Genomic DNA, 3,346 nt, shown 5'->3' with positions numbered 1-3,346 from the left:
TTTAAGAAATTTTAAGAAACTTAATTAATTAAGAAATATTCTTGTATTATGAAAAAATAAGAGTTAAATTTATAGAGAAGAAAAGGAGAATAATGCTAATGGAATATGTTAAAGTAAAATTAGATAAAAAAGCAAAATTAGAGCAATATTTAGAAAAATATCAAGTTGATGGGATTTTATTTCATTCAACCGTTAACCGTTTTTGATTATCTGAATTTGCTTCTTCCGAAGGTTATTTGTTATTCACAAAAACTGAATCAATCTTGTATTTAGATGGACGATATATTACTGCTGGTAAGAAGGAAGCAAAAAATGTTACAAATGTTATTGAAATGACAACCAATCATCCTGATGGCTTTTTTGGAATGTTGCAAAGTGATTTGGTTAAAAACAAGGTCAAAACTTTAGCTTTTGAAAGTTATTACTTAACATATTTGACTTATCAAAATTTAACAACAAATTTATCATCCGTTACTTTAAAACCAGTTGATTTCTCAGAATTACGAGCAATTAAAACAAATTCTGAGATTGAAGCTTTAAAGCAAGCATGTGCAATTGGTGATATTGCAATTAATAATGTTATTAACAAAATTAAAGTTGGAATGACAGAACGCAAAGTTGAACAAATTATTATTAATAGTTTTGTTGAAGCTGGTGCTGATAAACCTAGTTTTGATACAATTGTTGCTTCTGGATGACGAGGAGCATTGCCACATGGACGTGCAACTGATAAAAAAATTGCGAATAATGAATTAATTACAATTGATTTTGGTTGTATTTATAATGGTTATTGTTCTGATACAACACGAACAATTGGGTTAGGAACACCATCATCTAAAATGTTAGAAATTTATGATGTTGTTTATGAAGCACAAAGTTTAGGAATTCATGCAATTAAACCGGGCGTTACAACAGCAATGATTGATAAAATTTGTCGTGATTATATCATAAGTAAAGGTTATGGCGAATATTTTACACATTCAACAGGGCATGGGGTTGGGATTGAAATCCATGAATTTCCTCGCGTATCACCATTTTGCGATGTCTTATTAGAACCAGGAATGGTTATTACTGTTGAGCCAGGAATTTATATTCCTGATTTAGGTGGTGTTCGCATTGAAGATGATATTTTAGTCACCGAAAATGGATTTCATCTTTTAACAAAAGCAAAACGTGAATTAATTTTAATTTAAGTTAATGAAAACAAAATTAACAAAAACACAAATTTTTATTCTTATCTTTTTTATTTTCATGCTTTTGTTTCTATTCTTATCATTGTTACTAATTATTATTGCCGGTAAAGAAATTTATTATATTCTTTCGAATAATCATCAATTAGGATTAGTTGATACTAGTGGTTTTGGTGTTGAGAAAGGCGTTCAAAATTTTTCATATGTGTTTTTTATCATACAATATAGTTTTAATTTTATTTTTACAATGCAAATTAAAAATGCTGCTGGCGAAGTTTTTGCCGCAAATGTTATTCTTTTATATCAAATTGGTTATTTTTTCTTAGTAGTAATGATTCCGGTTTGTGTTTTAGGTTTTTTTATTAGTATTTTAGTGTTTTTATTAAAACAAAAAATACCAACATTAAAATCAGAAAGTTCATCAGGTAATAATGATGGTCAACTCTTAGATGATTTAAAAACAAATATGAATCAAATTCAAGAATATTTAATTAAATTGCATAAAGATGTTAAGACATTAAAAAAAATTACTGGAATAATTACGCCAAAACCAGTTGCTTCAACTTTGACTCAAATGAACGATAATCCAGTTGATTATCAAAGCCAAGATTTAGACCTTATTCAAGCAAAGCAAACATCACGGCATCAAAATTCAAACATTATTAATCAAGATGAATTAGAACAAATAACTAGTGGTATTGAACGCCCAAAGAGTTTAGTTAATCCGACAGAGTATATTATGCCAAAACTTGATGAAAATTTTGTTAATAATTTTCCAACGCAACAATTTTTGTCAACAGAAATGTTATCTGAATCAAAAAATGAAAAGAAACTTTCATTAAGTGCAATTTTTGATCGAAAAAAAATTCAAACTGAATTAGAACAAGATAAAATTGAAGATGAAGAACAAAATAATGAAGAAATTAATACTTTTTCGCTAAAATTTGATTACCCAACAATAATAGAAAATCAAACATTTCGTGAGAAGGTTGGTTTTAATCTAAATAATTATGATTATACCGATAATGAACAAAATAATTCCCTTGAAATAAAATCTATTTATCAAGTTGGTGATCGAATTATAGATAATAGAATTGAATATGAAATTATATTAGTTGTTCCTCATCAGCAAAATAATACTATAATTTATGAATTAACTTTAAAATCAACAGTAGATGGAACAATTAAATCTCTTATGAGAAAATAATTTTTATTAGGGAGTGTGCCTATTAAATAGGACAAAATTTTATTTATTTAATGATACCCTAGTTGTATTATAAAATTCAATATATTTTTTAATAATAATTATGTTTTTTATTTTATTTTGCGTATTATAATTGTTATAGAAGGTTTCACACTTTAATCTAGCATGCAAACTTTCTTGCACAGCATTATCAGCTGGAGTAGTTATTGCTGAGTAACTTATTTTAAATTTATATTTTCTACAGAATTCAATGTATTCTGTAGCAGTATAAATTGAGTCTTGATCTGAATGAATTATTAATTTCTTCAGATCTTTTTTATTTGAAACTGTTGCTATTGCTTTTAATAAAGTTTTTATTAATACTGAAGTTGTCATTGAATCTAAGATTGTATAAGCAATTATTTTTCTTGTTGCTAAATCAATGAATGAAATTAAATTGGATTTTTCAGTATGATTATTTTTAATGACAGTTACATCAGTCCTTAATACTTGATTTGGTTTCAATTGGTTAAATTTACGTTTTAGTAAATTCTTTTTGTTTGTTTGACTTAATGATTTTTTAATATGATGGGAACGATTTTTTCAGTAGAAAGGGATAATTCTATGTTCCTTAAAGATTCGTTGAAGACGTTTTTTATTAATAACGAGATTGAATTTCTTAAATAGATAAATTTTTCATCTTCTTATTCCATAGAAATTAAGAAATTTGTTATTGAGTTTTTCATTTTGAATAAGGGTAATAATTCCTTTATCGGCTTTTATTAATGAAGTTTTTGATTGTAAATAACGATAATAATTTGACCGTGTCCTCACATAAATAGAGTAATTGAAAAGTATTTTGTATGTTCATTANTAATTTTTATTATTTTCTTNATTAGACTTCTTGCATAACCTAGTTATTTTAAAATTCCTATAAAATATATTTAAAATAGAAATTATAGGAATCTAAAAT

At 25.9% G+C, this 3,346-nt stretch carries 3 protein-coding genes; 2 read left to right on the top strand and 1 reads right to left on the bottom strand.

Translation table 4 applies throughout. From position 1 onward, the window contains the following. The first annotated feature begins 98 nt into the window (after positions 1–98). Positions 99–1,193: an aminopeptidase P family protein gene (locus tag BST80_RS04675; RefSeq protein ID WP_415746183.1), complete on the top strand. Its 1,095-nt coding sequence runs from the start codon at positions 99–101 to the stop codon at positions 1,191–1,193. An 82-nt stretch (positions 1,194–1,275) separates the two neighbouring features. Next, a complete protein-coding gene (locus tag BST80_RS04670; RefSeq protein WP_415746182.1) occupies positions 1,276–2,397 on the top strand; it encodes a hypothetical protein in 1,122 nt (373 codons plus the stop codon). A gap of 39 nt (positions 2,398–2,436) precedes the next feature. Here BST80_RS04670 and BST80_RS04665 read toward each other — a convergent pair whose 3' ends face one another. Next, the gene (locus tag BST80_RS04665; RefSeq protein ID WP_415746181.1) at positions 2,437–3,207 is read right to left on the bottom strand and encodes a DDE-type integrase/transposase/recombinase; all 771 of its coding nucleotides are present in this window, start codon (positions 3,205–3,207) and stop codon (positions 2,437–2,439) included. Positions 3,208–3,346: the final 139 nt, after the last annotated feature.

Origin of the sequence: Spiroplasma sp. Moj, assembly GCF_016082285.1 — a bacterium.
Classification (GTDB): Bacteria; Bacillota_I; Bacilli_A; order Mycoplasmatales; family Mycoplasmataceae; genus Spiroplasma; species Spiroplasma phoeniceum.
This window is presented reverse-complemented; position numbering and strand designations above follow the sequence as displayed.